Origin of the sequence: Actinomadura nitritigenes (assembly GCF_017573545.1) — a bacterium.
Taxonomy (GTDB): Bacteria; Actinomycetota; Actinomycetes; order Streptosporangiales; family Streptosporangiaceae; genus Spirillospora; species Spirillospora nitritigenes.
The window spans coordinates 30,140-34,095 of the sequence record NZ_JAGEOK010000039.1 but is presented as its reverse complement, the minus strand read 5'-3'; the positions used below and the strand labels follow the sequence as shown (position 1 = coordinate 34,095).

Here is a 3,956-nt window from a genome sequence, read left to right as displayed (position 1 = left end):
CCGAGCCGCCTGCGCCCTCTCGTACGAACGTGCGAGGGGGCGTTGGCCGCGTGGAGTATATCGGGTATAGTACCGAGTATCCTCACCGGAGGGCGCCCATGAGCATCCGACATGCACTGCTCTCGCTGCTGGCCGAGGGCCCCAAGTACGGCCTGCGGCTGCGGGAGGAGTTCGAGGCGCGCACCGGCGAGCTGTGGCCGCTCAACGTCGGGCAGGTCTACACGACCCTGCAGCGCCTGGAGCGCGACGCGCTCATCGAGTCCGACGACGACCAGGAGGTCGAACGGTCCTCCCAGAAGCGCTACCGGCTCACCCAGGCGGGCCGGTACGAGCTGATGGGCTGGCTGCACGCCCCCTCGGGGGTCAACCCCCCGCCCCGCGACGAGCTGGTCATCAAGGTGATGGTGGCGCTGAAGGTCCCGGGGGTCGACGTCCACGAGATCCTCCAGGTCCACCGGCGGCATCTCGTGGAGAACATGCAGCGCTACACCACGCTCAAGAGCCAGGCGTCGCCCGACGACCTCGGCCTGGCACTGGTGGTGGACGCGGAGCTCTTCCGGCTGGAGGCGGCGTTCCGCTGGATCGAAGGCGCCGAGACGCGGCTCAGGCAGAGCGCGCGGCGCGACGGTGCCCGGCAGGACCCGGGTCCGGGGGCCGCCGGCCCGGACCAGGCGCCGTCGAGGCCGGACGTGGAGGTGCCCCGGTGACCGCCGCCATCGAGTTGCAGCAGGTTTCCAAGGTCTACGGCACGCCGCCCAACGAGGTGCGCGCCCTCGACGAGGTCAACCTCGCGGTGAACCACGGCGAGCTGGTCGCCATCATGGGCCCCAGTGGGTCGGGCAAGAGCACGCTGCTGACCATCGCCGGGAGCCTGGAGGAGCCGAGCGGCGGCCGCGTGGTCATCGCGGGCATCGACCTGTCCCGGACCTCGGGCAACGACCGGGCCAAGATGCGGCGGCGGCTGATCGGCTACGTCTTCCAGGACTTCAACCTGCTCCCCGGCCTCACCGTGGTGGAGAACGTCACGTTGCCGCTGGAGCTCGACGGCACCGGCCTGCGCGCCGCCCGGGGCATCGGCCTGGAGGCCCTCGACCGCCTGGGGCTCCGCGACCGCGCCGGACACTACCCCGACGAGCTGTCGGGCGGGGAGCGCCAGCGTGTCGCGATCGCGCGCGCCGTCGTCGGCGACCGGCAGGTGCTGCTGGCCGACGAGCCGACCGGGGCGCTCGACTCGGTGAACGGCGAGACGGTGATGCGGTTGCTGCGCACCGCGTGCCGCGACAAGGTGGCCGGCCTCATCGTCACGCACGACTCCCAGCTCGCCTCCTGGGCCGACCGGGTCGTCTTCATCCGGGACGGCCGGATCGTCGACCAGACCATCACGCCGCCCGGCGCCGACTCGCTGCTCACCGGAGGCCAGCAGTGACACTCACGGCGGAGCGGCCGCCGCTGGACGGGCCCGCCAACGGCGGCGTCGCCGCCCGCCGGGCCGTCGTCCGCTGGGCCTGGCGGCTGCTGCGCCGCGGCTGGCGGCAGCAGATCGTGGTGACGACGCTGCTCGCGCTGGCGGTGTTCGGCGCCGTCGTCGGCGGCTCGGCCGCGGTCGACCTCACGCCGCGCGCCGACGCCCGTTACGGCAATGCCGACCATCTCGTCCGGCTGGACGGCACCGATCCGCGCGCGCTCGCCGACGCCGTCGCGCTCGCCCGGCGGAAGCTCGGCACCATCGAGGTGATCGGCCGCCGGTTCGTGCCGGTCCCGGGCTCGGTCGAGTCCCTCGAAGTGCGCGCGGCCGACCCGCGCGGCGTCTACGGGGCGCCGCTGCTCGCGGTCGATCAGGGACGCCTTCCCCGGGGGCCCGGCGAAACGGCGCTGACCGACGGCGCCGCCGGGATGCTCGGCCTGCATATCGGCGGCACGCTCACCGCGGGGGGCGAGGACCGCACCGTCGTCGGCATCGTGGAGAACCCGCGCGACCTGCGCGACGAGTTCGCGCTCGTCCCGCCGGCGGGCGCCGCGGCACCCCAGTCGGTGACCGTGCTCGCCAAGGTCTCGCCCGAGACGTTCGACGCCTACCGGCAGGCCTCCAGGACGCCGCTGGTCACCGACACCCTGCGCGGCGGCGGGCAGGCGGCGGCCGGCGTCCTCGCCGTCGCCACGGTCCTGCTCATGCTGGTGTCGCTCGTGGCGGCGGCGGCCTTCGCCGTCATCGCGCAACGCCGGCTGCGCCAGATCGGCATGCTCGCCGCGATCGGCGCCACCCAGCGCCAGCTCCGGCTGGTGATGCTGGCCAACGGCGCGGCGGTCGGCGCCATCGCGGCCGCCGCCGGCACGCTGGCGGGTGTTCTGGCCTGGATGCCGGTGTCCGGCACGCTGGAGACCGCGGCCGAGCACCGCATCAGCCCGCTGAGTCCGTCCTGGTCGCTGATCCTGGAGTGCGCGGTGCTCGCGGTCGTGATGGCGACCGCCGCCGCGTGGTGGCCGGCGCGCACCGTGGCGCGTGTCCCGGTCGTCCAGGCTCTGTCCGACCGGCCGCCGCGGCCCAAGGCGTCGCATCGTCCCGCGCTGCTCGCCGTGCTCTTCCTCGCCGCCGGCGTGACCTGCCTGGCCCTGGCCGACCAGACCAGCCCGCCGCTGATCGTCCTCGGCACGTTCTGCACGGTGCTCGGCATCCTGTTCGCCGGCCCGCCGGCGATCAAGATGCTGGCGCTGCTCGGCGCGCGGGCGCCGATCGCGGTACGGCTCGCGCTGCGCGACCTCGCGCGCCACCGGTCCCGCTCGGCGGCGGCCCTGGCGGCGGTCAGCCTGGCGCTGGGCATCCCGGTCGCCGTCATCGTCTCCACGGCCGCCGCCCAGGACACCGCCGCCACCGGCAACCTGTCCGACCGGCAGATGCTCGTCCGGATCGGGCAGCGCGGCGACGCCGTCGTGCCGATCCGCAGCGCCCGCGAGCTGGCCGACCTGTCGGCCCAGATGAACCTGATCGCGGGGCGGCTCGGCGGCGCGCGCGTGATCCCGCTGGAGATGGCGGCCGACCCGGCCATCAAACCCGAGCCCGGGTTCGAGGACGCGCAGGGCGGGCAGCCGGTCGCCGACCTGGGCATCCCGACCGGCGGCTCCTCCTCGGACCAGGGCGGAGGCGAGGACGGCGGGCGGGCCGACGGCGCGCTCCGGTCCGTCCCCCTCTACCTCGCCAACCCGCAACTGCTCGCCTACCTCCACGTCGACCCGGCCAAGATCGACCCGCGCACCGACGTGATCACCACGCAGACCGGGCGGCTGGAGATCCCGTCGGTCTCCAAGCCGGAGGTGCTCGAGAACGTCCAGCGCGTCAAGGGCACGGCCTACACCTCCGACCCCGACTCGGTCCTGACCACCGCGGGCCTCGACCGCCGGCACTGGAAGCGCGTCCCCGCGGGCTGGCTGATCGAGTCCGGCAGGCCGCTCACCGCCGACCAGAGAGTCGCCGCCCGGCACATCGCGGCGGAGGCGGGCGTGACCATCGAGTCGCGCCGCGACCAGCGCTCGCTCGGGCGGATCAGGCTCGGCGCCGCGCTCGCCGGCATGCTCCTCGCGCTCGGCGTCCTGGCGATGACCGTCGGGCTCATCCGCATCGAGGCCGCCCGCGACCTGCGCACGCTCACCGCGACCGGCGCGAGCGGCCGCGTCCGCCGGACCATCACCGCGGCCACCGCCGGGGCGCTGGCGCTGCTCGGCGTCGTCCTCGGCTCGCTCGGCGCCTACGCCGGGCTGCTCGCCGGGTACAGCAGCGACATCGGCAGGCTCTCCCAGGTACCCGTCCTCTACCTGATCGGGGTCGCGGCCGGTGTTCCCCTGGTCGCCGCCGGGGCGGGCTGGCTGTTCGCCGGACGCGAGCCCCCGGCCATTTCCGGACGGGCACTCGAATAAAGCGCAGAACGTTCATCGCTGGAGGCTCGGTGGAGCCGATCTGGCGC

At 74.5% G+C, this 3,956-nt stretch carries 3 protein-coding genes; all 3 read left to right on the top strand.

Annotated elements, in window-relative coordinates:
- The first annotated feature begins 98 nt into the window (after positions 1-98).
- Genes J4557_RS41295 through J4557_RS41285 form a run of 3 tightly spaced genes read left to right on the top strand, consistent with a single transcriptional unit; the run spans position 99 to position 3,909 of the window.
- Complete coding sequence (locus tag J4557_RS41295) at positions 99-707, top strand: helix-turn-helix transcriptional regulator (protein ID WP_208272285.1); 609 nt, start codon at positions 99-101, stop codon at positions 705-707.
- Complete coding sequence (locus J4557_RS41290; protein WP_208272284.1) at positions 704-1,426, top strand: ABC transporter ATP-binding protein; 723 nt, start codon at positions 704-706, stop codon at positions 1,424-1,426. Before J4557_RS41295 ends, J4557_RS41290 begins: the two co-directional genes overlap by 4 nt.
- Entirely contained in the window at positions 1,423-3,909 is a 2,487-nt protein-coding gene (locus J4557_RS41285; RefSeq protein WP_208272283.1) for an FtsX-like permease family protein, read from the top strand. The genes J4557_RS41290 and J4557_RS41285 overlap by 4 nt, the downstream gene beginning before the upstream one ends.
- Positions 3,910-3,956: the final 47 nt, after the last annotated feature.